This is a genomic window from Bradyrhizobium sp. SRS-191 (genome assembly GCF_024586915.1).
In the GTDB taxonomy this organism is placed as follows: Bacteria; Pseudomonadota; Alphaproteobacteria; order Rhizobiales; family Xanthobacteraceae; genus Bradyrhizobium.
Window position 1 is genome coordinate 16,834 of the sequence record NZ_JANBVS010000019.1, and the last position, 24,758, is coordinate 41,591.

Genomic DNA, 24,758 nt, shown 5'->3' on the forward strand with positions numbered 1-24,758 from the left:
TTATGTTCCTTACCCGGCACGGACTAAATGGACGGCATCAAGTCGTTGTCGCCAACCCGCTCTCGAGTGACTTTTAATTATCGTATGCTTTCAACTCGACCGTTGCGGACGACAGCCGGCGGTACAAATCACGTCTGCGGGCGAGCGGTAGCCAATCATACAGAAATATTTCAAGGGGCCGCCAATTCGCTACCCACCCGAGAATCAAGAAACTCTCCTCGACCAGGCGCCTGAACGGACTATCAATCAGATCCTTGCCAGCGAAATGCGCCGAGACGAGACATATGATCAGAATCGTGATTCCGATCGCCAGGGACCGCCGACCGACACGGAACAGCTCCTTGATCTCGCGTTGAATGGTCAAGGCGTGCTCAGAAAAATAGCGATTGAACGCCTCGCTGAGCTCCGACGCCGCGCTTGTCTGGATCTCGGACTCAGGAGCATGAACTACAATTTTTATCGATCGATCCCCGGGTAATTCGCGGGCCCAACCGACGATGAACTCTTCTGCTTCCTTGTCGAGATCGCGCTCCCGGAACGGGAATGGATCCAGTGTGTGAAACAGCTGCGCGACCCTATGGACACGCAATTCGATCAAATGGCCGCAGGCGCCGTCCGTCATGCTCGATCCGGTTTGAGATCGCTTTAGCCAACTCAGGCGATCCGTTACCACTCAAGCTGCCGCGGTTCTTGCGCTGGCTCAATATGCGGCCGCACTTGTGATGATACTGGCAAGTGCTCAAGCTTCTGCTCCTCTCCGCCCGCTCGCGATCCAGTGTTCCAGCCAGCTTGCCCATCGGAGTTGTCCTCGCGGTTCGCCGCGCTGCCAGATCTCCGCTTTATCAGTTGGTGAACAACATCCTCACGCACGTCTTGTTTTTTGTTCACGTCGTCTCGGGCTTGATCTTGGTTGCTTTCGCGGCAGCGGCTGGTGCACTTTACGGCTCATCCATCTGCTGAGAGCAAGACCACTCCACGCAAGCCTTCCTCGATCGGCTTGCAGTTGCGACCATTTTTGCCCTGATCACGTGCGGGGTGCACGTGTCATTCCAAGCGAGGAGAACGTCGAATGTCTATCGAGGCTGCTGGCTCGCAGGCCGAGTCGCAGCGCCTGTTGCGGTCACTGTCCCTGACCCATGCGGTGCTTTATGGCCTTGGCGTCACCATTGGCGCAGGAATCTACGTCCTGGTCGGGATCGCCGCAGCACGCAGTGGTATGCATGCGCCACTCGCCTTCATCGGTGCAGCCCTTGTGATGGCGTTCAGTGCAGCATCATTTGCCGAACTGGGAACGCGCATGCCAGTCAGCGCCAGCGAGGCAGCCTATGTGCAGGCCGCTTTTGGTCGCGAATGGCTCAGCCTCGGGGTCGGGCTTCTTGTGGTTGCGACTGCAACAATCTCCGCCGCAACCATCAGTGTTGGGAGCGCGGGTTATGTCGCGGTGTTTCTGCCCGTTTCGGCTCCGTGGATCATCTCGGGCGTCGTTCTCGCGATGGGAGTCGTCGCATGTCTCGCAACGGTGCAGTCGGTCACCTTCGCAGGGATCATGACGCTGGTCGAGGTGGGCGGCCTCGTTCTGATCATTGTTACTGGTTTGGGTCACGGAACGGATGTCGTCACCCGCCTTCCGGAACTGTGGCCTTCGACGCGCGATTCGACGGCCTGGATCGGATTGGGCGGCACGGCCCTCATCGCGGTCTTTTCCTACATCGGCTTCGAGCACGTGGTCAACGTTGCGGAAGAAATGAAGGAGCCGAGCCGAACCCTGCCCCGCGCGCTGTTCCTGACCCTCGGTTTGACGGCGCTGATCTACGCGCTGGTGGTGTGGATCGCCGTAACCGCGGTGCCCCCGCAAGAGCTCGCGCGCTCGTCGGCGCCGCTAGCCCTTGTCTTCGAGCGACTGACGGGCCTGCCGCTCGTCACCATGAGCGCAATCGCCGTTGTGGCCACCCTCAACGGCGTCATTGTTCACATGATCATGATCGGCCGCGTGATCTACGGTCTCGCCGACCAGGGCAACCTGCCAAAGGTCTTTGCGCGGTTGAACGCGGTGACGCACACACCGCTTCTTGCCACGGCGTTCGGCATTGGAGCGATCCTGGTGCTCGCACTGGCCGTCCCGCTTGGTGGCCTTGCAGATCTTACGGCGCGCTTCACTCTCGTTGTTTTCGCAGTCGTTAATGTCGCGCTAATCCGAATCAAAATTAGGAATGAGGCGTCGCCTTCTGGGGCGTTCATCTGCCCAATGTGGGTGCCCTTCTTTGGCCTCGTCTCCAGCCTTCTACTTCTAGTTGTCGATGTTATCGTGTGAAGAATGGCGCGGTTAGCCCGCTAATTTCGGTGTCATGACAACTCCCCGCTCCGCGCCCGGCACTGTGGAGACGTCGAGGGCTCAAGAGCTGGCTGGCTCCGCCCGAAGAGACCGACGCGTCTTATGCTTTTAGCGAGGAGCTCGGGCGTCGTTGGCCTACCGATCCGTCTGGAGCGCCCGCGTCAGCGGCCACACCTTGGTCGACCAACAGGTCCGGCGGCCCACCTTGACCCGGATAGGGTACCCCCCTATCTTATCGTCATGTCCCACACCATCAAGCACAAGTCGAAGCTCCTGGCGCGCGTGAAACGCATCAAAGGGCAGCTGGATGCGGTCGAGCGTGCGCTGGATGCCGAACTCGGCTGCACGGACGTGCTGATGCTCGTCGCGTCGGTCCGCGGCGCCGTCAGCGGGCTCACCACCGAATTGATCGAGGACCACATCCGCCATCACGTCGTGGACCCAGATCACGAAACGGATTCCGAGAAGGCAAAGGGCGCGGCCGACCTGATCGACGTCGTCAGAACCTACCTGAAGTGAGGCCATGACCGATCTGTCTCAACTGCTGCAGCAGAGCAGCGCGCACGCATGGTTCTTCGTACCGAGCGCAATCCTTCTCGGAGCGCTGCATGGTCTCGAGCCCGGCCATTCCAAGACCATGATGGCTGCGTTCATCGTGGCGATCCGCGGCACGGTTTTCCAGGCCGTGCTTCTCGGACTGTCGGCGACGGTGTCGCACACGGCGGTGGTTTGGGCTGTCGCCCTTCTCGGCCTCTACTTCGGCCACGATCTCTCCGGGGAGCGCAGCGAAGCCTATCTCCAGATCGCGTCCGCACTGATCATCCTCGGCGTCGCCGCGTGGATGGTCTGGCGCACCTGGCGCGAGCAAACCGAGGAGCACGATCACGATCATCACCATGACGAACGACAAGTCGTCTCGCTCGCAGGTAGGATGCTGTCGATCGAGATCTTCGAGACCGGCGTTCCGCCACGCTGGCGGATCCGGAGCGACGCGGGCGGCCTCCCCTCCGCCACGGATATCCGGGTGACGACTGTCCGCGCCGACGGCCGCGAACAGAGGTTCGCGCTCGCCGAACGTGACGGGTATTTGGAGAGTATAGACGAGATTCCTGAACCGCACGCCTTCAAGGCGCGGGTCTCGTTCGCGGGCGATGTCGCCGAAATTCGCTTCGAGGAGCACGATCACGACCACATGGACCTCGGGGAACAGGATGACGCGCACGCTCGCGCTCACGCCGCCGACATCCGAAAGCGCTTCGCTGGACGCAACGTCACCACGCCGCAGATCGTCCTGTTCGGTCTCACCGGCGGCCTGATCCCCTGCCCTGCTGCCATAACAGTTCTCCTGCTCTGCATTCAGTTGAAGCAGTTCAGCCTCGGCTTCGTGCTGGTGCTCTGCTTCGGCATAGGCCTGGCCATCACAATGGTATCCGCAGGCGTTGCGGCGGCTCTCAGCATCAGGCACGTCGAACGTCACTGGAGCGGCTTCAGCCGCTTCGCGCATCGCGCGCCCTACGTCTCTGCGGCGTTGATTGTCCTGGTCGGTCTCTACACGGGTTGGTCGGGCCTGCACGAATTGATGATCTGAATCACCGGCCGCGTCGATTTGCCGTAGCGCGCGGCCACACGGGCCGTTGATGGAACGGATAGATGGGCGTATCCCCTCCCCCAGGATAGGATAAGGGGATCATGAGCAAGGACCACGTCCACGAAAGCCACAAGGACATCGTCAAACGGCTGAAGCGGGCCGACGGGCATCTTCAAAAGGTCATCGCGATGCTCGCCGAAGGCCGACCATGTCTCGACTTGGCTCAGCAGCTGCACGCCGTTGAGAAGGCGATCTCAGAGGCGAAGAAGACCCTGATCCACGATCACGTCGACAACTGCCTGGACGCTGCCGCCAACGGCGGAGCGGGCAAGTCGACGAAAAACGTACTCGCCGAGTTCAAGGCGATCTCGCGCTACCTATAGAAAGCAAAAGATGGTCCCGGTTATTCGGACGGCATCCATGATCCTCGTCGCGACGCTTGCGGCGATGGCGGGAGCCATCGTGCCAGCAACCGCGGAGTTGAACTCCGCGAAGCCGGCGGTCATCGTCATGGACGACGAACGCATCCGGCTCTCGGGCATCGAGCTCCGCGAGGCAGGGCCTAGCTCGATCGCAAAGCGGCTCACGGTGCCGGGCACCATCGTCCCCGACGCAGACCGGGTCGCGCACGTTTCGATCAAGGTCGCAGGAACCGTCGCTGATCTGCGGAAGAACATCGGCGACGACGTCGTCAAAGACGAAGTCCTGGGCGTCCTGGAAAGTCGCGAGGTCGCCGACGCCAAGAGCGAGTATCTCTCCGCCAAACTCTCGAACGAACTGCAGCAAGACCTCACGACGCGCGACAAGTCGCTATGGGACGGCCGCGCCGTCCCTGAACAGCAGTACATCAAGTCGCGCAACGCAGCGGCGCAGACCGAAATGCGCTTCGGCATCGCTCGCCAGAAGCTGATGGCGCTCGGCGTCAGCGACGCGGAGATCGCCGGGTTGCCACAGGCGCCGGATGGGACGCTGCGCAGTCAGAACGTCCGCGCGCCCATCTCCGGACGCATCGTCGAGCGAAAGGTGGAGCTCGGCACTGCGGTCGGACGGGACAGCCTCGAAACCGAGCTCTTCGTCATCGTCGACCTGAACCGCGTCTGGGTGGACCTGGCGGTCTCGTCGACCGATCTGCCCCTGGTCAGGGAGGGTCAGGAGGTCACCGTGGCCGTACGTGGGATCTCCGAGACCGGCTCGGGCAAGATCACGTTTGTCAGCCCGCTCCTGGACAAGGAGACCCGCACGGCCCGCGTCGTGGTTTCGCTCGACAATGCCGGCGGCAGATGGCGTCCCGGCTCCTTCGTAACCGCGAACATCGCCGTCGAGAGGCACGACGCGGCAGTCACCGTTCCGTTCGCCGCGGTCCAGACCGTCGATGGACGAAAAGCGGTCTTCGTCCGGACCAAGGACGGTTTCGAAGCGCGCAATGTCGTGCTCGGCGGACGGGACGGACCGGTCGTCGAGATCGTCTCAGGCCTAACCGCCGGTGAGACCGTCGCCGCCTCGAACACGTTCCCGCTCAAGGCGGAGGTCTCCAAGCCCGGCGACGAGGACTGAGCGATGATCGAACGCATCGTAGAATTCTCAGTGCGCCGAAGATGGCTGGTCGTGCTGATCGCGCTAGCCGCCGCTGTATCCGGCATCTGGTCGCTGACGAAGCTTCCCATCGACGCCGTGCCCGACGTCACGAACGTCCAGGTGCAGGTCAACGCCGTGGCGCCGGCCATGACGCCTGTCGAGATCGAAAAACAGGTCACCGTCGCCTTGGAGACGGCGCTAGCCGGCATTCCCGGCCTGGAATCGACGCGATCGTTCTCTCGCAATGGCTTCGCGCAGATCACCGCGGTATTCGCCGATCGGACCAACATCTATTTCGCGCGGCAACTCGTCTCCGAGCGCGTCAACGAAGCCAAGTCCAATATGCCCCCGGGCGTCGACATCCGGATGGGGCCGGTCTCGACGGGCCTCGGCGAGATCTACTGGTGGGCCGTGGAATACGAAAGGCCCGGCACTTCCGCACCAATTCGCGACGGCAAGCCCGGCTGGCAGACCGACGGGAGCTACCTCACTCCGGAAGGCGATCGGCTGATAGACGACTTCCAGCGCACCGTCTACCTCCGGACGGTGCAGGACTGGATCGTCCGGCCGCAGATGAAGACCGTGCCCGGCGTCGCCGGCGCGGACGCCATCGGTGGCTTCGTCAAGCAGTACCAGGTGCAGCCGGATCCGGCGAAGCTCGTCGGCTACGGATTGTCCTTGAAGCAGGTCATCGAGGCGATCGAGGCCAATAACGCGAACCGCGGCGCAAACTACATCGAGCAGAACGGCGAAGGATATGTGGTACGCTCCGCCGGCCGCCTCGAGAACCTCGGAGACATCGAGAACGTCGTCGTCGCGACGCGAGGCGGCGTACCGGTCCGCGTCAAGGATCTCGCCGAGGTCGCGATCGGGAGGGAGCTTCGGACCGGCAGCGCAAGCGTCGACGGACGCGAGGTCGTACTCGGAACCGCGCTGATGCTGATCGGTGGCAACAGCCGGACGGTAGCGGCCGCGGCGGACGCCAAGATCAAGGAAATCGGCAGGACGCTACCGCCGGGCATCTACGCTCACACGGTTCTCAATCGTACTCAACTGGTCGACGCCACGGTCTACACGGTCGCCAAGAATCTCGCCGAAGGCGCGCTCCTGGTCATCGCCGTGCTCTTCGTCATGCTCGGCAACTTCCGCGCGGCGCTGGTCACCGCCCTCGTCATCCCGGTCACGATGCTTGTCACCGCGAGCGGCATGCTGCAGGGACGGATCAGCGCGAACCTGATGAGCCTCGGTGCGTTAGACTTCGGCCTCATCGTCGACGGCGCCGTCATCATCGCGGAAAACAGCCTTCGGCACCTCGCGGAGCGCCAGCGCGAGTTCGGCCGCGCTCTGTCGTTGCAGGAGCGCCTGGACACCGTGACGACGTCCACCGTCGAGATGATCCGCCCCACCGTATTCGGCCAGATCATCATCATCCTGGTCTACACGCCCCTGCTCGCCTTCTCCGGCGTTGAGGGAAAGACCTTCGAACCCATGGCGCTCACCGTGATGATCGCCCTTGCCGTGGCCTTCGTGGTTTCTCTGACGTTCGTCCCCGCGGCGATCGCCATCGCGATACGCGGGCGCGTCACCGAGCACGAGAACATCATCGTCCGGACACTGAAGCGCTGGTACGCCCCGCTCCTTGCCGGATCAGTCGCAAGACCGCTCCCTGTCGTCGCTGCTGCAGGCCTTCTCTTCGTCGGCGCCACCCTGCTCTTCACACGTCTCGGCCAGGAATTCACCCCCACGCTCGACGAGAAGAACATCGTCATGGAGGTGAAACGCGTGCCGTCCACGGCGCTCGAACAGTCGCAGAGGATGCAGCTTCTTATCGAGCGTCAGATCAGCGCTCTGGACGAAGTCTCGTTCGTCTTCTCGCGCACCGGCACGCCCGACCTCGCCGCAGACCCGATGCCGCCGTCCTCGTCCGACACCTACATCATCGTCAAACCGCAGGAAGAATGGCCCGATCCTTCGATGACGAAGGAAGATCTGATCAAGAAGATCGAGGAGGTGACCGCAAAGCTGCCCGGCAACAAGATCGGCTTCTCGCAGCCGATCGAGATGCGGTTCAACGAGCTCATCGCCGGCGTGCGCGAGGATCTTGCAGTCAAGGTCTTCGGCGACGACTTCGAGCGCATGCAGAAGACCGCCGGACAGATCGCCGACGTCATCCGCAAGATCGACGGCGCCCAGAGCGTCAAGACGGAGGAGACGACCGGCCTCCCCTTCCTGGACATCAATATCGACAAGGGCGAGATCGCGCGGCGGGGCCTGAGCCTCGCCTCGGTGCAGGACCTGATCGCCACCGCCATCGGAGGCACCGACGCTGGCCTGGTCTTTGAGGGCGACCGGCGCTTCAAGATCGTGGTGCGGCTTCCGGACGGGCTCCGGGACAGCATTCCTGCACTCGAGGAACTGCCGGTCCCGCTCCCGCATGCGAACCCGAACGCGCCGGGGGCATCAATTCCGCTCCGGAACGTCGCCTCTTTTGAGCAGACCGTTGGCTACAATCAGATCAGTCGCGAGAACGGCAAGCGCCGGGTGGTGGCGACCGCCGAGATCCGAGGTCGAGACATCGGCTCCCTGGTGACTGAGGCGCAGACGAAGGTCGCCGAACAGGTAAAGCTGCCGGCGGGCAGTTACCTCGCCTGGGGCGGTCAGTTCGAAAATTTCGCGGTCGCGCGCCAGCGCCTCGTCTTCGTCGTACCTGGCGTGTTCGCACTGATTTTCATGCTGCTGTTCGGGGCGCTGGGCTCAGCGCGGGACGCGGCGCTCGTCTTCAGCGCGGTTCCACTCGCCCTGACCGGCGGCATAGCTGCGCTTTGGCTTCGCGGCATGCCCTTCTCCATCTCGGCGGCCGTGGGCTTCATCGCGCTGTCGGGCGTAGCCGTGCTGAATGGTCTGGTCATGCTGACACAGATCAGGCGGCTGATCGTCGAGGGGGTGGATCCCGGACCTGCGATCCGCGAGGGGGCGCAGACCCGCTTTCGACCCGTCGCAATGACCGCGCTCGTCGCCTCGCTCGGATTCGTGCCGATGGCGCTGGCGACCGGCACAGGTGCCGAGGTCCAGAAGCCGCTGGCGACCGTCGTGATCGGTGGGCTCCTGACCGCGACCCTGCTCACACTGGTCGTTCTACCCGCGTTGTATGCCCGCTTCGCCGCCCCGGCTCCGACGCAGCGGCGCAGCAGTGCGGTTGCTCCGCTCGTCCACGACCGTGCAGCGGAATAGCGGCTCCTGTTGTCAGTTCTGGCCGATTGCACCTACCGCCATCTGTCTGCCGCCGGGGTGATTGCGTTGATCGGAACGGGACTGATGACCACCGCTCTCTTGTGCTCGCAGCCCTGATGTCGAGTAGCCTCGTGCTGGCATTCCATGTTTGGCCGCGAGGCCATGCGGACCTCATTCGTCACGACTATCCCGATCTACCGCCCGCTCACCCGCATTTTGAGCAGTCAGCAATCGGAGCATGCGCACGCCCATGTGCTTGATGACCTGCATTCACGGTGGCCCTGAGACCTGCGCAACGACCTCTATCTGCGCGGGCTTCACCTCAGGGACGCCGATCTATTCGATCATCGTGCTCGCCCTCAGACCACAGAACGATCGACTCAGGCTGTGAGAGGAACGTTAGAACGGATGCGGACGTTTGCGAAGGCCACGCTGCCGGTATGCACCTGCAGGCCGATGAAGCCCGAATCCTCGCTCTTCATGCGTCAGAGCGCTTCTTTTGGACAGGGCGATTAAGCGACCTTGGGGACAGGCAGCTCAGTGACGCCCGGCAACACCGTCTTTATGCGGATGTTGCGGAATTGCACCTTCGATCCATCGTGATGGTTCTGCAGCGCGAGATGGCCACGAAGCGACCGGGACTTCGGATCGGTGAAGTCGTTCACCAGCACGTCGTTGAGCGTCACTCTGATGCGGTTTCCGACAGCCTCGATCACGAACTTGTTCCATTGCCAGGGGCCTTTCGCAACATCGGTGCGGATCGGCGCGTTGATGTTGTAAATGGCACCGGTGCTCCGCAGAGGATCGTTCTCCATGTTGGTTTCGGAGTTGTAGCCGCGTGGATCGATTTGGATCTCGTAGCTCTGGTCGATCGCAGCCGTCCAATCATTCGGATTCGAGCTGTTCAGGTTGGGAACGCGGATGAAAATGCCAGAGTTGTCCGTCCGGTTCGCGTATTGCCATTCGAGCTCGAGCACGAAGTCGGAAAAGCTTTCGCGCGTGTACCAGAGCAATCCGGGTCCGCCGACGGATTCGAGAATGTCATACACCTGCAGGAAGCCTCCGGCTCCCGACATTTGCCAGTCTGCCAGACTCCCGGTGTACAGCGGCGTGAAGCGCGCCAATGGCGTCGGTGCCAAGGCCGAAATCACAGCCGCGCTGGTTCGACGGGCGAGCGTAAGCCCCGTCAAGGACGGATTGGCCGAGCCGACGGTGGGGAATAGAGCCGGGCCGGCCACATAGGCATTCGAGATGTGATGGAAACGCCCGTTGGTGTCGGTGATCGACGTGGCCGGATCCTCTCCCATCCATAGCGTGCCGGCTTCGTGATGGGTGTTACCCAACTGGTCCTTCGTGGCAGCAAACGGATCGGAAGGCGGTGCGCTTTGCCAGCCGCCGTTGTACAGGTACTGGACGTCACCGGGGTTCTTACCGAGGCGCTCCGCCAGCTTGACGGCCGCGGCCGCGAGTTCGCGCCATGCCGCGTAGTCATTAGATGTCGGCGTGAAATTGACCCACGCGCGGGCGCTCATGCCGTCGTTTTGAAGCGGATCGGCTGCATTGGTGAGGTTCACGAAGCTCGTGACACCGCCCGGGCCGGCTCTCTTGTCGCCATCCATTTCGCCGAGGCCGCGAAACACGATTGCCACCCAATCCGGGTCCTCATTGGAAAGCAGGTTTCGGAGCAGGTCGATGTCGGGCACCATCGTCCACATCGTCGCTTCCGGATTCTGTCCCTTCTCGGCTGATGCGAGCACCTGGATGTGATAGCGGCGTTTGCTGCCGCCGGGGTCGGTGATCTCGCCCCGCACGATGGCGCCGCCCTGCTCGAGTGTCGTGGGCGCGCCGAGCCCAAGCGCGCTGCGTTTGACGCGCACGGTGAGATTGGTGCGCAAATGGGCCATGAAGTTGGCGCCCATGCCATATGCGCTTCGCGTGATCGGGAACGACTCGAGTGCCAGCCGTGTCGATTCGATCGTGCCCGCTGCCAGGATCACCCGGCAATCGGGACTGAGGTTTGCCGGAAGGGACAGCGATCTAAACTGACCATTGTAGGTGAGATCGATGCCGGTGACGCTGCCGGCGGTGGTCTTCAGGCGGATCACGTGGCAGCGCGGAACAAGGAAGAAGCGGCGCCGCGAGTTGTCGTTCAACGTCCATCGTTTCGCGATGTCGTCCCGGATGCTTTCAAGCAGCATGGGTCCGCTGCTGAACTTGTCGAAGGAAAACAGTCCGGGACCCGGTGCGCTCGCCTGCACCGCGATCGGTGCCTCTTCGACCATGTCCACCGTCACATTGGGAATGACCGGGTTCGCGCCGGTCGTCACGGCTTGCAGATTCGCATTGATCGCCGCATTGAGCGGACCCGACAGATAGTCCGCCTTGTCCTGAACTCCGATCTCGGCCTCGACGTCCGGGTAATTCGCGGTCAGAAAATCGCGCGCGCCTTTCGGCCATGCCGCCAGGTCAGCCGGCGTGAGCCGTGGCGACCAGCCGCCCCAGAACAGCGACCGGCCTCCCGGGCAATAGGCCAGCCCGGTGAACGGCTCGTTGCTGTGCCAGGGATTGCCCCAGACACCGTTGCGCCCGCCGGGATCCTGATCGTTACGCGTGACCAGCGCGCTGTCGGGCGGGTTCAGTCCGAGATGCGGCAGGTTCTGCACGTGCGTTGAAACGAGATAGCCTCCTGCGTCGAGCAGGAGTATCCGGAGGTTCTGGTCGGCTCCGCCGCGATAGATCTTGTCGGCGACATAGGCGCCGAACATGCCCGCACCGATGACCACGACGTCGAACGGCCTGCCGCCGTTGTTCGCGGCCTCGTCGAAAGTGCTGCACACGTATCTGCCGAGCAGATCACCCGTGAACTCGGTGTTCTGAATCTCGACCTGATTGGAAGGGTCCTGTCGCAGAAAGGGTAGCATCGGAGAGCTCCTTTCGAGGCGTTATCGCCACAGCCCGCGAAACGCTCGGCCCCGCTGCATCCGTTCGATTGGAAGGGCGCCAGAGGACGCTCCTCAGCGTGAACGGAGCAGCTTTCAAAAACCCGCCTCGCGTGGGCGCGGTCGAAAGATAAGAGAAAACCTATGCTAGGTTGTGTGATCCGGTTCACACGCCCGGATGATTTTCTCCTTGCGATCGGCCGGGCATTGGAGGCGACGAAGCAATAGCGCGAAGCGGCAATTAGGTCGATCCACCCAAGTGACTAGCAAGCGGCGGCGCGATTTCCCGCCGGGACTGCCCGATTGTCGGCCATGGATTTCAGGCGAAGCGTGAACGTGGCACCGCCACCGGATGTTTCTTTGAATTCAACCGAGCCACCATGCGCCGCGGCAATCTGGGCGACGATGGCAAGTCGCAAGCCCGCCCCTGCTCCTCGGGCGCCACGCCCCCGCCAGAACCGCTCGAAACTACTCCGTCTGTACTGTTCGGGAATTCCAGGCCCGTGGTCCGAGATGCTGACGGCGCCTTCCGGCAGCACTGCTACAGTGACTTCGGTCTGCGGCGGCGAATAGATAATGGCATTCTCGATCAGGTTGCGCAAAGCGTCTTCAACCGCATCGGACTGACCCGACACCCAGACCGGCTGTTCCGGACCGTCGAAGTCAATCATGCGCTTGCGCCCGATCGCCCAAGGCGCCAACCAGGGACGGCTGTTGCTGCAAGGGCGTTCAGTTCGACGGCGGTGTGCGACGGGGATAGGTTGTCCAGGCGCGCAACACGTAGCAATTGCTCCACGAGCCGATTCATTCGCGCCGCATCGCCGCGCAGAAGCTGCACGGAGGATTGGACGACCGTCTTCTCGCGGATATGGGTCTATCGAGAACAATCGTTGGGGAAGCTCGACGGTGTTACTTCTCAGACTGGCGCGACAATTTGGAGATTGTCACATTCTATCGATGAGCGCCCGCACCTGAGCGTACGGGGGGCGGCGCGTCTGTTTATCTCTGCGCATCAGGCGGCCGCCAAGCTCGCGAAAGGGCTGGTAGACGTTCCAGTCGGGATCTTGACGCCTCGTTAAAATTCCAACTTGTCACGTATGGCGTCAATTCCGGCTCTCGCGCATGTTTCGTCTGCGTCGCCGCCCGGAGCGCCGGATACGCCGACCGCTCCGACCAGAGAGCCTCCTGCATCGACGATCAGCCCTCCTCCGATGATGACCGTTCCGGGAAGATCACGAATGCCCGCCTGCATCATGCCCGGCTGGCTGATCGCATTCAGCTCAGTCGTGCTGGTTTTGAACGTCGCAGCGGTCCACGCCTTGCCGGTAGCCGTTGACGGCGTGTGGGGGCCTGCAAAGCGGTCGCGCAACATCACTTGCGTGACGCCGAAGCGATCGACAACAGCGACTGCAACTTGGTATCCGCGGGTGCGGCAGCTATCCAATGCAGCACGCGCTAGATCGAGCGCCAGTTCCGGGCTAAGTGATTTGTAGGCCACCAAACCTTCCTCCGCCCGCAGTGGGCAGATGGACCCAATCAACAGGGCGGTCGCGATCGACAGGCGTCGAAAGTTCATGGCCATCTCCGAAAAAGGTGGGCAAACGGCTATTTGATCTCACCATATGTCAGATCGTCGAACAGGGTGACGCTATCCGCCTTGGTCCACAGGCCGATCATCCCGGCGTCCGTAATGCTGGCGTCTTCCACCTCGAACAATTCTTTTCCGTCATAGGTCACCTTGAACCGAGGCCCTGCGAAGTCGCAACGCAGCGCATGCCATTGCCCGGACGGCACCGGCGTGCTGACGCCGTAGCCGCCTCTGCGACCCAGGATCCCCAAAGACGTTCGAACGCCCTTGATCGTCTTGTAAAGTACGACATTGTCCTCCAGCGCGTTGGCTCGAACGACGTGGTAATTGTCGGCATCCTTCGCCCGCCAGATGACTCCCGCCGCGCGATCCTCCGCCCCAGTGACTGCCTTGAACTTTACCTCGACGAAGCCGTCGCGGATGCTGGTATCGCTTTTGATGGCCAACGGAAATGTCGCCCGTCCGGATTGCTTGAGGACGTTGGGCTTGCTTGGCGCCGTGGGTTCGGCCTCGACGGTCCATTTAGCTTCTCCCTTCCCGGTTATCGTGAAGGTCCACCCTGCCGGCGATGTTCCGGCAGCAGCGTCGTCAAAGTTCAGGGTCTCAGCCATGACATTCCCTCCCATTAACAAAACCAGCATGGACGCCAGCCCAAGCCTGACCCATGCAGAAGATCGCAACGGAAAGTTTTCGGGGGTGCAGATCATCAATTGTCCCATCATCGACGTTCGGGCGACCGAATCGGTATGCGGCTCGCCTCGCTTGATCAGCAGTCATCGCTCGTCCGAGAATACCAGAAGGCCGCCGTGCACCGGAGAAATCACATAGAGCCGGTCCGGTACGACGATCGCGGTCGTATGGGCCCTGGCGCCCGTCGGGGTCCGGACGCAGTCGCCCGTCTCCGGATGGATGGTATCGATTACCCCGGGCCCGCCGATTGCCACATGCACTCGGCCCGTGGCGGGATTGAAGAAACGTGACATCGGGCGGGCCAGCGATCGGCCAGATATTCATCACCTTCCCCGAGGTGCTGTCGACTTCGACCAGGTCGCCATCGTCGCAGGCAGCGTAAAGCCGATGGCGGGAATGATCTATGTCCAGTCCGTGCGCGCCGCCGCACGGTAGCGGCCAGTGGAGCACGTCGGCGAGATCTGGCAGCAGAGCCGTCAAAATCATCGAGGGCTCGCGAATGCAGACGAAGATCCTCTCTCCCGCGGCATCAGTGACACACCAACGTGGCCGGCCCGGCAGGTCGATCGCGCGCTGGCTTATTTGCTTCAGATCGATGACCTGCAGCGTTGGGCCTTGTTGCGCATCGCCGATACATGCGACAATGCCAATTCCCCTCTGCTTGAGGATAGCTGCGCCATTCGGCCGCGGTCCAGACGGGAAGACGCCCTTGATGTTGTAGGTTGCGGCGTCGAGCCAGGTGATCGTCGCCGCGCCCCGATTGGTCGTAAGGACTTGCCCATCGTCAGAAGCCGCACCGGCCACACCGGGGAAGCCAGGCAGGGTCGCAACGTGTGTCTGACGATCGTGATCGATCACCTCCAGGCAGTCGCGCGCGGTGTGCGCAATGAAGATACGGCGCGTCTTTGGATCGAAGGCGGCGTGGTCGAAGTCGCTGTTCAGGCCGTTCGGGATGGTGATAACGCCGAGGCTTGTCAGTGGCATGATGCCCTCATCGAAAGCGGGAGGAGAACGACAGCGTCGGGACGACCGGCGGCAACAGTGCTCTCTTGGTGTGATGCTGCTCCGGCCTATTTTCCGTCGTCTCGATATGCCGGCTGCAATATGCCATCAAGCGACCCACCCAGATCCGTCGGCTGTCGCGGTCTGCGGCCGGCTCGCTCTCGTCGCCAAGTCCATCAAAGAACACCTCCTGGTTGTGTCGCCTGAAAGCGTCCGCCCGGTAACATCTACAGATTGCCTTTCCGCGGGAACGTAATGATGTTGAGTCAATGCGACACGCGCCCTGCAATATTTGACAACGGAAAGCTGAAGGTCAGACCGGCCCGGACCTCATTCACGGGGTGCCCGTTCGTCGATGCGTGACGGAAACCCACGTCGAAGTTGAGAGTCTCGCTCACCCGATAGATCACCCCCACGAGGCCGGAGACGGTCGCCGTCTTGCTCAATTCGTTTTCATAGAAGACCTCCGCGACCGGACGGACCGTCCAGTCCGATGGACCCTCAAGGATCGCGCCAACGAAGACATCGGCGTGATGATCGCGGGTCAACGCAGTTTCAAGGTTGAGATGGATCGTTCCCCAGTCCCAACGCTGCGACACAATGCCGGCCAAGCTTACGCCCAGACCCGACGCTCCGTTACTGTCGGGCAGCAGGACACCGAATTCGGACGCAACACTCGGGCCGGCCTTATCTTGCAGGCTTCCCGGGACCAGCACGTGCTTCAAGAGCGCTGCTCCGGCGGTCATACTCGTCGATCCAGGCGGCGAAAGCGGGGTCTGGCCGACACCTTCAAGCACAGCCTCCCAGTCAGCGGCTAGGCCATAGTTGATGACGGTCGCCGGTGCGATCAGGCTGGTGCCGCTTTCGTCACGTAATCGGCCGGCGGGCTGAAGCTCGATCTCCACTTCGCCCTTTGCGGCGACCGCGGCATCGGTGCCATCGAATGGCCGATACCCCGCAGCGGCCCTCGGCCATACTGTTAGGCACAGCGCGATCATGCATACCGTTTCAAGTTCTTTGGAGCATTGAACACTTCGACTACGCGTGGACATGCCGAACTCCCGGCTGTCTGCTTCAGGGTACAGGTTTGAAAATCCATATGGCAGCCGGTCCCGCGGGCCCCTCGCGGACTGCCACCATCAACCGGTCCAGCTCCGGAACAAAAAGCGAGGTGCGCGCGCCCGCTGCGGTCGGAACGCGCGAAATTCTCTGATAAGTCGTCCCTTGGGTCTCAAACACGTCGACGTAACCCTGACCGCAACTGACGTATGTGCGCTTGCGCCTGGAATCCACGAAGAGGTCATCGACATCATCGCATGTGTCGACAGTCGAGATCGCTCTGCCATCGGCGAGTTCGAGAACAACGAGTGCTGGAGGATTGCGAAATGCCAACAAGAGCCGATTGCGATTGAGATCGATCGCCATTGCAAAGTTGCCGCCCTTCTCCATCGGCCAGGTGGAGAGCAGTTTCCCGGACGCACCATCTAACACCGCGACTGCGCGAGAATTGGGAACGTTCACGAAAATCCGGCCGGAATTCGGATCGATTTGGAAGCTCTCCGGATGCGCCTTCAGCGACGCGCTCTGAACCGTGTTGAGGGTCGCCGGATCGAGATATGCCAATGAGCCGCCGCCATGGCCAACGATGACCCGTTGCGCGCCAGCATCGACGCGAATGTTGTCTGCATCGCTGCCCAGCTCAATTTGTCTCCGCAGCGCGTAGGTGTTGCCGTCAAACACGCGGAGAGAGCCGTCACCGGCATTAGCCACATAAAGCGCGTCGGTAGACGGTTCGTAGCCGACGCCTTGCGGTTCGTGAAGTCCAGACAGGGTGCGCACCACGCTACGGTTGGCCAGATCGACCACTCCTACAGCGTCATTGCCGAGCTCGGCCACGAACAGCCGCTGCCGTTTTAGATCAACCGCCATGTGATCGATGCGTCCACGCACCTGGCCGAGCGGGATCTTCGCCTCGAGTTGCAGATGACCGCCGCCATCCGATTGAGCGGACGCCGCACCAGCGAGAGAAATGCTGGTGAGCACCGTTAGCCATAGCCGAAACGAGTGAGACATCTGCGCACTCCCCTGCGCTTACCCAGGACGCTACCGACTCGCCGCGATTGCGGCGCCTGCAATGCGATCAGCCGACCGCCTGGTGGATCGGGATTGCCTCGCGGGTCTGCGCCTCGGACGTTGCTGTATCGTCCACGACCTTCCGCTCATTCGGCTTACCCGAACCATTCGACTGCCACCCACACAGCCAGGGTAGACGGAGATAGCAGAGACTCGTCCCCTCCCGCGCTCGATGCGCGTCGCCATCACTTGTCACCATCACCATGAAATGCGGGCTCCAAGATACCGTCGATCGATCCGCCAAGGCCGGTTGGCGTCAATTCGAAGCGACTGCCGTACTGCGAAACGCGATAGCAGCCATTTTCCGATTCTTCGAACATGAGGCAGAGTTCATCGCTCTCGACCCGCCATTTGCCAACCTGCTTCACGCCCATCGAGTAACTTCGCAGGGTCCCATCACTCTCATAGACGAACCGATAGTGAACCTCGTCCGTAAGCTGCTTTCCTGCGAATGCCTTGCGGATCTGCGCCCCTTTCAACGCCCGAGCAGACGCGGCCGCTGCATAGTCAGCGTCGAGATTAGCCACGCCTCCGGCGCTGAAGGCTAGTGCCACTAAGATTGATCTCGCAGGGATGTTGCTTACGATGTTCATTGTTTGCATGCCCGGCGACACATCTGGTATTCGGTCTTGCACGCCGCGCCAGCATAGTTCTTCATGCAGGCGGCCTTCTGCTCTGCACACACTTTGCAGGTCTGGGCCTCGACGGCATGCCCACCTGTGAATACAGCTGCCAACGCAAACAGCCATACAACCCGATTTCGCATCGGTGATCTCCCATCAATTTTGCTCTACCGGGTGTAACGACGTAACGCGCCGCAGAAGCCCCGAAATCCATGTGATAAGCGTGCTCATACATGTCGAGCACCAGCACGGGCCGGCCTCCGGCGAGCGTGGTCGTATGATCGGCGGCCCCATGATTCCGGAGCCGTCCGTCTCGCGGCGAGAAGGAAAGAATCACCCGCCCCGATCCTCCGCCTTCCGCCCTTCCGATCGCAGAAAATTCCGCGCGCCACCGCGCCATGCTGCCGAAATCCCGCGCAATCGCCTCGGCGAGAGCGCCTCGAGGGCCTTCCGTGCCGCCAAGGCCATTGAAGTAGATCTCATGCAAGATCATCGAATTGGATGCGACCAGTTCTTCGCGCTTCAATCCGTTGATCACGAAGTTGGGAGCCTGGGCGAAGTCCAGGTCAGCGAGCTGTGCCGCAATTGAATTGAGCCGTTTGACGGCGCTGACGTAGTTGTTTTCATAGTGACTAACCAGCACCTTCTCCGAAATGCCGCCGATCGATTTCGGATCGAGCGGCATTGGCTTGGTTTGGTAGAGCATCGTTCGGTTCTCCCTTGGCATCGGCTCAGCTCTTCGTGCTGGCGGTCTTGTCGAGCGCCGCGCGCAGGCCTTCCGCGAGCCTGACGGCATCATCGTTCGCCCAGAAAGGCATGAAGAAGAGCCGCGGCTGCTCGTCGAGCATGTGACTGTGCAGGGCCGTTACCTCGATGCCGTGTTCCCGTAACGCGACGATCACTGGATTGACCTCGTCGCCGGTCAGAACGAAGTCACCGGTAATTGCAGCCTTGCCCCCTCCGGTCGGCCGAAAGTTGATTCCGTTGGCCACGCCCATCGCACCGACGGGCGCCAGCGGCATACCCTCCTGCGTAATCGGATCGCGCCGCTTCACATTGTACTGGTCCACGCCTCCATTGGCCTGACCGTTAACACCCATGATCTGGTCGAGCTTCGCCGTATCGAGGTCCACGACGGGCGGCGGCCCCGCCGGCGCCGGGAGCGTCAATGGCGTCTTGCTTTCGGCAAGCGCGTCGTGGATCGCTGCCGCCAGCTTGATCGGATCTCCATGTCCGGTGACATGCATGTAGAAGGTCGCAGGGGTCGCGCGCAGCAGGTGATTGTGCACAGCGGTGATTTCAAGTCCGCTTGCGACCATCTTGGTCATGACAGGAGTGATCTCGGTCTCGAGGAGCACGAGGTCTCCCATGACCATTGCGCCACCATGCGCGGGCTTGAATGCGATCCAGCCACCGAGCGCCAGCGCCGGCTTGACGGCCACTCCGTCCAGCGTCACCGCGAGATCCGTGCGCGGGAAGCCATAGCGGTGAACGTCGTCCGAGACAGCTGGTTTACGGCCGAGCGTCTCGTCGACCTTCTGCCAGTCGAGTTCCTGCGCATGAGCCTCCGACATGAGCCATTGCGAAGCCGGCGACAGGATGCAGGTGCCAATGCTGATCACGGCCAAGATTGCTGCTTTCATCGCGATACTCCTTCCTCAGTCATTCTGTTCTTTGATCTGACCGCTGCTATCGACCACCAGCCGCACTTCCTTGCCGTTCCTCATCGCCTTTGCCGTGGTGCCTTCCGCGGTCGACTTGATGTCGTGAACTTGCGAATAGCCAGCCGCTTGAATCTTGGCGACGAGCTCTTCCTGGGTCAGCGCGTGGGCAGGTGACAGCCCTGCCGTTAGCGTCAGCAAGGTGACAATCTGAAATATCTTCGGTGTCCGCATGTCCATTCTCCTGGTCGTATCCCAGCCCCAGGTGAGGTCGCGCGTGATGCTCCTAGATAATGCCCGTCAATCGCAGCAGGAGGCCCGTGATGCACGAAGCGGCCAAGACGACGAGCATGCCGATCTTGAAGCGAAAGATCGCAGTGGCTGCCGCAACCGACAGGGCAAGCGCCGGCAGGTCCACGCTGGACGGCACCGGCGCGTCGAACGACAGCCCGAATTCGTGCACCGGAAAAGTCTCTCGGAAGAGAGTGTGCAGCGCGAACCAGATCGACAAATTGAGGATCACGCCGACCACAGCCGCGGTGATTGCGGAGAGAATGCCGGCGAGCGCCTTGTTGCCCCGCAGCGCCTCGATGTACGGCGCCCCGACGAAGATCCAGAGGAAGCAGGGCGCAAACGTCACCCAAGTCGCCAGAAGCCCACCGAGAGTTCCAGCGAGCATCGGAGACATCCCGCTCGCCTCCCGGAACGCAGCCATGAAGCCCACGAATTGAACGACCATGATGAGGGGCCCCGGGGTCGTCTCCGCCATGCCGAGACCGTCTAGCATTTCCGGCGGAGTCACCCAGTGATAGTATTCCGCGGCCTGCTGAGCGACATAGGCGAGCACAGCATAGGCCCCGCCGAACGTCACCATCGCCATCTTGCTGAAGAAGATCGCAACTTGGCTGAAGACGTCGTTCGGCCCTAGCGTGACGAGGATCGCGAACACTGGAACCAGCCAGATCGCAAGCCAGACGCTGCCGACCCGGAGTGTACGACCGGTGTTCGGCCTGACGTGATCAGGCATCCCTTCGCCGAGCATGCTGTCGATCGCGGCGGAGTTCTTGCTGCCGTGTTCGAGGGCGGCAAACTCCGGCCGGCCGAGCCGGGCTCCGACGAAGCCCACAAAAGCTGCGAAGGCAATGATCAACGGAAACGGCGCGCCGAAGAAGAAGATGGCAACGAAGGCGAGCGCGGCCAGAGTGACCATGATCGGATTGCGAAGGGCTCTCTTGCCGACGCGAACGACGGCCTGAATCACGATGGCTAGCACCGCCGCTTTGAGCCCAAAGAACAGGGCCTCGACGAAGCCGACACTGCCGTAGGCGGCGTAGATGTAGCTGAGCCCCATGATCGCGAAGATGCCGGGCAGGATGAACAGACCTCCCGCGATGATGCCGCCGACCGTCCGGTGCAGCAGCCAGCCGATGTAGGTGGCGAGCTGCTGCGCCTCAGGACCAGGCAAAAGCATGCAGTAGTTCAGTGCGTGAAGAAACCGGCCTTCTGAAATCCAGTTCTTCTCCTCCACCAGAATGCGATGCATGACCGCGATCTGACCCGCCGGGCCACCAAAGCTCAGGATCGCAACTCGCATCCAGACGAAAACGGCCTCGCCAAGGGAGATTCCGTGTGCCGGCTCTTGTGCAACGACCTTCTGGCTTGCTGCGAGGTCGGTCATGGCTTCACCTTGTTGGTCGGCCAGTTGTGGGTCTCCTTCGTGGCGTCGCGGCACCATCTGTAGAAGGCGTCGTATAGGAGGAAGCCGGCATTCAACTGTTCGAGGTCGTCGTCGAACATACGGGATAGGCCGAGGGAGGCCGCGAGCAAGCCCGGCGCCTCAGGAGAGAGCTCGAGACGGCCCGTATCGGCGGCACGGACCATGGCTGCGAGCCGCTCCATCCGCGGCGTCGAAAGCCCGAACTCCCTGACCATCACGTCGAAAGTGCAGAGCTCGCCGCGATGGCTCCAGAACACGTTTTCGATATCGAAGGGCGTAGCGTCGAACCGCGCGGCCACGCTTTCGACTTCGGCCGGCGTCACGAAAAGAAAAACAGCCGCAGGATCTATGAAGCGGCGGATCAGCCAGGGACAGGCAATACGATCGATCTTGGGACGCGCTCTCGTCACCCAGACCGTGCGGCCGCGCCCGTCGCGCTTGGGGATCTTGTCGGCAGGGACGGTCGGAAGGTTCTCTTCCTTCCAGCCGACATGGCCACCTTCGAGAACCTCAGCGGCGATATTGCTGCACCTGAGCCAAGCCGCGGTTCCCTCGCTAAGTTTCTGTCCCTTTTGGCAGACCACGACGACCGACTGTCCCGTGAACCCAGTGGCCCAATCCTGAACATCGCGGTGCGACCGTCGCACGGCACCAGGGATGAGGCGCGGGTCGGCGGAAAAATCCTCATCGACGCGGACGTCAACAAGCATCGGCGCTGCCGCCGTACCCATTAGTCTGGACAATTTTTCGGGTGAAATTGAAGTATATGATGATGACATGCTGCGCCCTTGGTGATCCAGGACGCGATACTTGGGCATGTCGCCTCGCGGGGAGATCGCACATCCCCGTGCCCCGAATAAAATCCCAGATGAGCGGACTGTCAACCCGCGTCTTCGCGAGCATTCTGAGAATCATCGCGGCGACGTCGCGAATCTCGGTCCTTGGCGAAACCGCATTTCGGAACAGTTCCTTGGTGCCATCCCTGCCACCTGGGCTCGCTCGGGGCGGACATCTTGAAACGTCCTGACGGACTCACGTAGAGTGTATCCGAGGGGAAATGCAGACTCCCCGTGAGACCTCGGTCCAAGCTCTGCGCAGCACGCAATTTGTGGAGCTAGCGCATGGACACCGAAAAACGCCCCTCGCCCCGACCTACCATCGCCATCCTCTCGCGAGGAGACGCCGTCGCGCGTCGAGATACGTCTCTGAAAAATAGCCGCTTTGCCGACGTCTTCGAAGCGCTCGCCGCCGTGGGCGTCGACGCGCGCCCTATTGTCTACGACGAGAGTTTCGCGGACACCGTCCGCGAACAACTGCTCGCAGTCGATGGGGTGCTGGTCTGGGTCAACCCGATTCAAGACGGCCGAAACCGCACCGGTCTCGACGCCCTGCTACGGGACGTCGCAGCGCGTGCAGTGTGGGTAAGTGCCCATCCCGACGTCATACTCAAAATGGGAACCAAGGAGGTTCTGTATCGCACCCGCTCGATGGGATGGGGAAGCGACACAGCGTTATATCAAACCGCTGCGGCAATGCGCGCCGAGTTGCCAGCGCGGCTCGCCGCCGGTCCGCGCGTGATCAAGCGTAACCGGGGGAATGGCGGCCAAGGCGTCTGGAAGGTCGAGAGTCTGCCGACCTCCTCTTTGATAAAGGTCCTGGACGCGACCAAGGACGCGCCCGAGGAAGTGACGCTGGATGACTTTTTCAGTCGCTGCGCTGAATATTTCGAGAACGGCAGCGTGATCGACCAACCATACGAGCCTCGACTGAACGAGGGCATCGTGCGTTGCTACATGGCAGGCGATCGCTGCGCGGGCTTCGGCTACCACAAAGTCAAAGCCTTGGTCGATTCGCCGGCCGCGCGCGCGGAGGCTGAACCACGGCTCTACTCGTCCAATGCAGACCCCCGCTTCCAGCGGCTACGCCGGCTGATGGAGGACGAGTGGACGCCACAGCTGACTTCGGTGCTCGAAATCGCGCGAGACGACTTGCCTATGATCTGGGACGCCGACTTCATGCTCGGCCCAGTCCAGGCCGATGGAAGCGATAGCTACGTGCTCGGTGAGATCAATGTCAGCTCGGTGCATCCCTACCCGGAGGAAGCGCCGGCAGCGATCGCCAAGCAGGTCTTCGATCGGCTGCAGCACAAGCTTTGACGCCATGCTGACAGTCAGCGGCCTCAAGCGCCTGCACATCGCCGCGTCATTCGACTTGCAGGACGGCGAATGCGTCGCCCTGCAAGGACCCTCTGGGGTTGGAAAGACCCTGCTGCTTCGCGCCATCGCCGATCTTGATCCCAACGAGGGAACGGTCAAGCTGGACGGAGCGCTCAGGGAGGCGATTCCCGCACCCGCCTGGCGAAAGCAAGTGACCTACCTCGCCGCCGAGCCTGGCTGGTGGTCCGACATCGTGCAGGAGCACTTCACGGCCTGGAATGATGCTCTACCTCTGGTCAAACGCCTAGGGCTGCCGGACGACTGCGGACCTTGGCCGATCCAGCGACTTTCGACCGGCGAGAGACAGCGATTGGGGCTCGTGCGGGCGCTCATGCTGCGATCGCGCGTGCTTCTGCTGGACGAGCCGACGTCGGCGCTCGACTCCGCATCCGCTACGGCCGTGGAATGCCTGATCGCCGAACGCGTTGCGAACGGAACGAGCGTCGTTTGGAGCACCCACGACAACGCTCAAGCCCGCCGCATCGGGTCAAGGATATTCGCGATGAGCGCCGATGGCAGGATCGAGGAAGATCGACCGTGACTTATATCCAACTGTCGTACGGTGATTTGGTACTTCCCGCCCTTCTTGTCGTGATGGACGGCGCTCTCTCGCTTGTCCTCCGCCTCAAGCTCGAAAGACAACTGGCAATCGCGACGGTGCGGATGGTGCTCCAGCTCGTTCTCGTTGGATACGTGCTGACGTTCTTATTTGCTGCTGTGTCGCCGCTCTGGACCGCCCTCGCCGCCTCAATAATGGTTCTCTTCGCCTCGCGGGAGATCGTCGCGCGACAGAAGCGGCGCCTACCGGCCGTCTGGAGCTACGGCTTGGGCGCGGGATGCACCCTGCTCGCCGCAGGTACCGTCACGATGTTTGCGCTCTTGACGGAACTGCGTCCGGATCCCTGGTATCACCCGCGCTACGCGCTGCCTTTGTTGGGCATGATGTTGGGCAACACCATGACAGGTATAAGCCTGGGTCTGGACGCGCTGACAAATGGCCTAGTCCGCGAACGAGCGGCTGTAGAAGCGTGTCTCGCACTGGGCGGCTCGCGGTATCAGGCCGTGCTACCAATCATACGGGACGCGTTGAGAACCGGCTTCATGCCGATCATGAACAGCATGGCGGCGATCGGTCTTGTTTCTCTTCCGGGGATGATGACCGGTCAAATCCTTGCCGGCGTTGAGCCAATAGACGCGGCTAAATACCAGCTCTTGATCATGTTTTTGATTACCGGCGGGACAGGTTTGGGGACGCTCACGGCCGTACTGGGTGGCGCACGCCTGCTCACGGATCATAGACATCGACTACGCCTCGATCGAATTCCCGCTGAAAAGTCCACTTAGACGGCTTACAGGCTTCCGAGACTCTCGGGGGCGGTAAAGGCATTGTTGGACGCCCCTCGATTCTTTCGAGGCAAACCCTGTTCTGTCAACGCTCCTCCCTTGCGCGACCCTGCTTCCGT

The 24,758-nt window shown here is 61.8% G+C and carries 23 protein-coding genes; 9 read left to right on the top strand and 14 right to left on the bottom strand.

Annotation, left to right across the window (positions count from 1 at the left end; all coding sequences use genetic code 11):
- Positions 1 to 73: 73 nt before the first annotated feature.
- A complete protein-coding gene (locus NLR35_RS27210; RefSeq protein WP_257169618.1) occupies positions 74 to 622 on the bottom strand; it encodes a hypothetical protein in 549 nt (182 codons plus the stop codon).
- Between the two features lie 447 nt (positions 623 to 1,069).
- Here NLR35_RS27210 and NLR35_RS27215 point away from each other — a divergent pair, with 447 nt between their 5' ends.
- The 6 genes from NLR35_RS27215 (at position 1,070) to NLR35_RS27240 (ending at position 8,726) form a co-directional block, all read left to right on the top strand.
- Positions 1,070 to 2,311, top strand: coding sequence for an APC family permease (locus tag NLR35_RS27215; protein ID WP_257169619.1), 1,242 nt, complete (start codon positions 1,070 to 1,072; stop codon positions 2,309 to 2,311).
- Positions 2,312 to 2,572: 261 nt separating this feature from the next.
- Positions 2,573 to 2,851: a metal/formaldehyde-sensitive transcriptional repressor gene (locus NLR35_RS27220; protein ID WP_257169620.1), complete on the top strand. Its 279-nt coding sequence runs from the start codon at positions 2,573 to 2,575 to the stop codon at positions 2,849 to 2,851.
- A gap of 4 nt (positions 2,852 to 2,855) precedes the next feature.
- A complete protein-coding gene (locus NLR35_RS27225; RefSeq protein ID WP_257169621.1) occupies positions 2,856 to 3,920 on the top strand; it encodes a nickel/cobalt efflux transporter in 1,065 nt (354 codons plus the stop codon).
- Positions 3,921 to 4,021: 101 nt separating this feature from the next.
- A complete protein-coding gene (locus NLR35_RS27230) occupies positions 4,022 to 4,303 on the top strand; it encodes a metal-sensing transcriptional repressor (RefSeq protein ID WP_257169622.1) in 282 nt (93 codons plus the stop codon).
- 127 nt (positions 4,304 to 4,430) lie between these two features.
- Positions 4,431 to 5,474, top strand: coding sequence for an efflux RND transporter periplasmic adaptor subunit (locus NLR35_RS27235; RefSeq protein WP_257169732.1), 1,044 nt, complete (start codon positions 4,431 to 4,433; stop codon positions 5,472 to 5,474).
- 3 nt (positions 5,475 to 5,477) lie between these two features.
- Positions 5,478 to 8,726 (top strand): efflux RND transporter permease subunit, encoded by a 3,249-nt coding sequence (locus tag NLR35_RS27240; protein ID WP_257169623.1) that lies wholly within the window; start codon positions 5,478 to 5,480, stop codon positions 8,724 to 8,726.
- A gap of 512 nt (positions 8,727 to 9,238) precedes the next feature.
- Here NLR35_RS27240 and NLR35_RS27245 read toward each other — a convergent pair.
- The 13 genes from NLR35_RS27245 to NLR35_RS27305 all read right to left on the bottom strand — a co-directional run bounded on the left by NLR35_RS27245 (position 9,239) and on the right by NLR35_RS27305 (position 21,897).
- Positions 9,239 to 11,647, bottom strand: coding sequence for a family 16 glycoside hydrolase (locus NLR35_RS27245; protein WP_257169624.1), 2,409 nt, complete (start codon positions 11,645 to 11,647; stop codon positions 9,239 to 9,241).
- Positions 11,648 to 11,928: 281 nt separating this feature from the next.
- On the bottom strand, positions 11,929 to 12,336 hold the full coding sequence (locus NLR35_RS27250) for a sensor histidine kinase KdpD (RefSeq protein ID WP_257169625.1): 408 nt from the start codon (positions 12,334 to 12,336) through the stop codon (positions 11,929 to 11,931).
- Positions 12,337 to 12,740: 404 nt separating this feature from the next.
- A complete protein-coding gene (locus NLR35_RS27255; protein ID WP_257169626.1) occupies positions 12,741 to 13,241 on the bottom strand; it encodes a heme-binding protein in 501 nt (166 codons plus the stop codon).
- Positions 13,242 to 13,270: 29 nt separating this feature from the next.
- Positions 13,271 to 13,864, bottom strand: a complete 594-nt coding sequence (locus NLR35_RS27260) for a family 16 glycoside hydrolase (RefSeq protein WP_257169627.1) — start codon at positions 13,862 to 13,864, stop codon at positions 13,271 to 13,273.
- Positions 13,857 to 14,927: a YncE family protein gene (locus NLR35_RS27265; protein WP_257169628.1), complete on the bottom strand. Its 1,071-nt coding sequence runs from the start codon at positions 14,925 to 14,927 to the stop codon at positions 13,857 to 13,859. Before NLR35_RS27265 ends, NLR35_RS27260 begins: the two co-directional genes overlap by 8 nt.
- A gap of 284 nt (positions 14,928 to 15,211) precedes the next feature.
- Positions 15,212 to 15,997, bottom strand: coding sequence for a hypothetical protein (locus NLR35_RS27270; RefSeq protein WP_257169629.1), 786 nt, complete (start codon positions 15,995 to 15,997; stop codon positions 15,212 to 15,214).
- Positions 15,998 to 16,019: 22 nt separating this feature from the next.
- Positions 16,020 to 17,018: a YncE family protein gene (locus NLR35_RS27275; RefSeq protein WP_257169630.1), complete on the bottom strand. Its 999-nt coding sequence runs from the start codon at positions 17,016 to 17,018 to the stop codon at positions 16,020 to 16,022.
- 245 nt (positions 17,019 to 17,263) lie between these two features.
- On the bottom strand, positions 17,264 to 17,671 hold the full coding sequence (locus tag NLR35_RS27280) for a hypothetical protein (protein ID WP_257169631.1): 408 nt from the start codon (positions 17,669 to 17,671) through the stop codon (positions 17,264 to 17,266).
- A gap of 61 nt (positions 17,672 to 17,732) precedes the next feature.
- The gene (locus tag NLR35_RS27285) at positions 17,733 to 18,407 is read right to left on the bottom strand and encodes a superoxide dismutase (protein WP_257169632.1); all 675 of its coding nucleotides are present in this window, start codon (positions 18,405 to 18,407) and stop codon (positions 17,733 to 17,735) included.
- A gap of 25 nt (positions 18,408 to 18,432) precedes the next feature.
- The gene (locus NLR35_RS27290) at positions 18,433 to 19,344 is read right to left on the bottom strand and encodes a DUF1259 domain-containing protein (RefSeq protein WP_257169633.1); all 912 of its coding nucleotides are present in this window, start codon (positions 19,342 to 19,344) and stop codon (positions 18,433 to 18,435) included.
- Between the two features lie 15 nt (positions 19,345 to 19,359).
- Positions 19,360 to 19,596, bottom strand: a complete 237-nt coding sequence (locus NLR35_RS27295) for a hypothetical protein (RefSeq protein WP_257169634.1) — start codon at positions 19,594 to 19,596, stop codon at positions 19,360 to 19,362.
- Positions 19,597 to 19,648: 52 nt separating this feature from the next.
- On the bottom strand, positions 19,649 to 21,040 hold the full coding sequence (gene chrA, locus NLR35_RS27300; RefSeq protein WP_257169635.1) for a chromate efflux transporter: 1,392 nt from the start codon (positions 21,038 to 21,040) through the stop codon (positions 19,649 to 19,651).
- Positions 21,037 to 21,897: a sulfurtransferase/chromate resistance protein gene (locus NLR35_RS27305; RefSeq protein ID WP_257169636.1), complete on the bottom strand. Its 861-nt coding sequence runs from the start codon at positions 21,895 to 21,897 to the stop codon at positions 21,037 to 21,039. Before NLR35_RS27305 ends, chrA begins: the two co-directional genes overlap by 4 nt.
- A gap of 303 nt (positions 21,898 to 22,200) precedes the next feature.
- On the opposite strand from NLR35_RS27305, the gene NLR35_RS27310 reads away from it, so the two are divergent.
- The 3 genes from NLR35_RS27310 to fetB are packed head-to-tail and all read left to right on the top strand — an operon-like array spanning position 22,201 to position 24,639.
- Complete coding sequence (locus NLR35_RS27310) at positions 22,201 to 23,235, top strand: Cj0069 family protein (RefSeq protein ID WP_257169637.1); 1,035 nt, start codon at positions 22,201 to 22,203, stop codon at positions 23,233 to 23,235.
- 4 nt (positions 23,236 to 23,239) lie between these two features.
- Positions 23,240 to 23,836, top strand: a complete 597-nt coding sequence (locus tag NLR35_RS27315; protein WP_257169638.1) for an ATP-binding cassette domain-containing protein — start codon at positions 23,240 to 23,242, stop codon at positions 23,834 to 23,836.
- The gene (fetB, locus tag NLR35_RS27320; RefSeq protein ID WP_257169639.1) at positions 23,833 to 24,639 is read left to right on the top strand and encodes an ABC transporter permease; all 807 of its coding nucleotides are present in this window, start codon (positions 23,833 to 23,835) and stop codon (positions 24,637 to 24,639) included. The genes NLR35_RS27315 and fetB overlap by 4 nt, the downstream gene beginning before the upstream one ends.
- Positions 24,640 to 24,758: the final 119 nt, after the last annotated feature.

Excerpts from the sequence above, each read along its gene's own strand:
- NLR35_RS27210 (WP_257169618.1), bottom strand. The coding sequence starts at position 622 with ATGACGGACGGCGCCTGCGGCCATTTGATCGAATTGCGTGTCCATAGG.
- NLR35_RS27215 (WP_257169619.1), top strand. The coding sequence starts at position 1,070 with ATGTCTATCGAGGCTGCTGGCTCGCAGGCCGAGTCGCAGCGCCTGTTG.
- NLR35_RS27220 (WP_257169620.1), top strand. The coding sequence starts at position 2,573 with ATGTCCCACACCATCAAGCACAAGTCGAAGCTCCTGGCGCGCGTGAAA.
- NLR35_RS27225 (WP_257169621.1), top strand. The coding sequence starts at position 2,856 with ATGACCGATCTGTCTCAACTGCTGCAGCAGAGCAGCGCGCACGCATGG.
- NLR35_RS27230 (WP_257169622.1), top strand. The coding sequence starts at position 4,022 with ATGAGCAAGGACCACGTCCACGAAAGCCACAAGGACATCGTCAAACGG.
- NLR35_RS27235 (WP_257169732.1), top strand. The coding sequence starts at position 4,431 with ATGGACGACGAACGCATCCGGCTCTCGGGCATCGAGCTCCGCGAGGCA.
- NLR35_RS27240 (WP_257169623.1), top strand. The coding sequence starts at position 5,478 with ATGATCGAACGCATCGTAGAATTCTCAGTGCGCCGAAGATGGCTGGTC.
- NLR35_RS27245 (WP_257169624.1), bottom strand. The coding sequence starts at position 11,647 with ATGCTACCCTTTCTGCGACAGGACCCTTCCAATCAGGTCGAGATTCAG.
- NLR35_RS27250 (WP_257169625.1), bottom strand. The coding sequence starts at position 12,336 with ATGATTGACTTCGACGGTCCGGAACAGCCGGTCTGGGTGTCGGGTCAG.
- NLR35_RS27255 (WP_257169626.1), bottom strand. The coding sequence starts at position 13,241 with ATGAACTTTCGACGCCTGTCGATCGCGACCGCCCTGTTGATTGGGTCC.
- NLR35_RS27260 (WP_257169627.1), bottom strand. The coding sequence starts at position 13,864 with ATGGCTGAGACCCTGAACTTTGACGACGCTGCTGCCGGAACATCGCCG.
- NLR35_RS27265 (WP_257169628.1), bottom strand. The coding sequence starts at position 14,927 with ATGCCACTGACAAGCCTCGGCGTTATCACCATCCCGAACGGCCTGAAC.
- NLR35_RS27270 (WP_257169629.1), bottom strand. The coding sequence starts at position 15,997 with ATGTCCACGCGTAGTCGAAGTGTTCAATGCTCCAAAGAACTTGAAACG.
- NLR35_RS27275 (WP_257169630.1), bottom strand. The coding sequence starts at position 17,018 with ATGTCTCACTCGTTTCGGCTATGGCTAACGGTGCTCACCAGCATTTCT.
- NLR35_RS27280 (WP_257169631.1), bottom strand. The coding sequence starts at position 17,671 with ATGAACATCGTAAGCAACATCCCTGCGAGATCAATCTTAGTGGCACTA.
- NLR35_RS27285 (WP_257169632.1), bottom strand. The coding sequence starts at position 18,407 with ATGCTCTACCAAACCAAGCCAATGCCGCTCGATCCGAAATCGATCGGC.
- NLR35_RS27290 (WP_257169633.1), bottom strand. The coding sequence starts at position 19,344 with ATGAAAGCAGCAATCTTGGCCGTGATCAGCATTGGCACCTGCATCCTG.
- NLR35_RS27295 (WP_257169634.1), bottom strand. The coding sequence starts at position 19,596 with ATGCGGACACCGAAGATATTTCAGATTGTCACCTTGCTGACGCTAACG.
- chrA (WP_257169635.1), bottom strand. The coding sequence starts at position 21,040 with ATGACCGACCTCGCAGCAAGCCAGAAGGTCGTTGCACAAGAGCCGGCA.
- NLR35_RS27305 (WP_257169636.1), bottom strand. The coding sequence starts at position 21,897 with ATGCCCAAGTATCGCGTCCTGGATCACCAAGGGCGCAGCATGTCATCA.
- NLR35_RS27310 (WP_257169637.1), top strand. The coding sequence starts at position 22,201 with ATGGACACCGAAAAACGCCCCTCGCCCCGACCTACCATCGCCATCCTC.
- NLR35_RS27315 (WP_257169638.1), top strand. The coding sequence starts at position 23,240 with ATGCTGACAGTCAGCGGCCTCAAGCGCCTGCACATCGCCGCGTCATTC.